The sequence below is a fragment of the Amycolatopsis sp. SID8362 genome (assembly GCF_010550475.1).
GTDB classification, from domain to species: domain Bacteria; phylum Actinomycetota; class Actinomycetes; order Mycobacteriales; family Pseudonocardiaceae; genus Amycolatopsis; species Amycolatopsis eburnea.
In genome coordinates this window covers 1-938 of record NZ_JAAGNB010000560.1, presented here as the reverse complement: position 1 = coordinate 938, position 938 = coordinate 1, and the positions used below count along the sequence as shown (strand labels likewise).

Here is a 938-nt window from a genome sequence, read left to right as displayed (position 1 = left end):
GCCCGGCCGCGTCGTGGCGCGCCAGCGTGCGCAGCTGCCGCACGACTTCGCCCGGCTCGGCCAGCCCGACCCCGAGCACCAGGGCGTGCTGCGGCAGCGCGGGTTCGTCGAGCGGGTCGTGGATGGCGACGCCGCCGATGCCGCCCGGGCGGTCGCCGTCGCCGAGCACGAGGTCCAGGAGGGTGCCGCCGAGGTCGTCGAGGACACGGCCGAGGCTGGCGTGCGGGCGCAGGTTCACCGAAACGAGCACCTCCCGAAGCTAGGCGGGACGACGTCAGCCTAGTTCGTCGGAGGACACGAAATCAGTATCCGGTTTCGTCGGCCCGCACTAACTCGCGGTCTGCCGGCGCCGCGCCGCGTCCCCCGCCGCCGCGGCCGCGTAGAGCCACGCGAACGCGGCCCACATCCCGGCGAAGATCAGCCCGACCGCGACGTAGGCGACCGTCCACAGCACGAGCGGGGTGTCGGTCTTGCGTTCGCGCTGGAGGAACGAGATCTCCGAGACGAAGTCGCGCTTCCCGGACTCGGCCGTGATGACCTTCGCGTTCGCCGCCGGGTCGGCGGGCGCGTAGATCGGCGCGAGCGCCATCATCCGGTTCGCGACGTGCAGCCGGATCCCCGCCTTCCACTGCCCGAACGCCGGCAGCGGCTCGGCCGTGCGGTAGACGCCGGGGCCCAGCTTCTCCAGCGGCGCGGAGTAGAAGTCGCCGCCCTGCCAGGCGAACCCGGTGAGCCAGACGGCGTCGTCGGCGAGATCGGGACGGCTGATCGTCACGGTGGCGTCCACCCAGCGGGGCGTCCCGCCGCCGTGCGGGTTGGAGATCTCCTGGCCCGCGGCGGCTTCGGTCAGCCGGACGTCGGCGGTGAGCCCGGGCGGCGGGGCGAGCGGCGCCGCGACCGCGGCCATCAGCGCGACGACGCCGAGCGCGCCCACCAGC

Annotated in this window: 2 pseudogenes; both read right to left on the bottom strand. The window is 74.4% G+C overall.

Features of this window, described 5'->3' with window-relative positions:
* Nucleotides 1-250, bottom strand: a pseudogene (locus G3I65_RS17405) (PucR family transcriptional regulator); the annotation flags it as partial.
* A gap of 78 nt (nucleotides 251-328) precedes the next feature.
* Nucleotides 329-938, bottom strand: a pseudogene (locus G3I65_RS17400) (hypothetical protein); the annotation flags it as partial.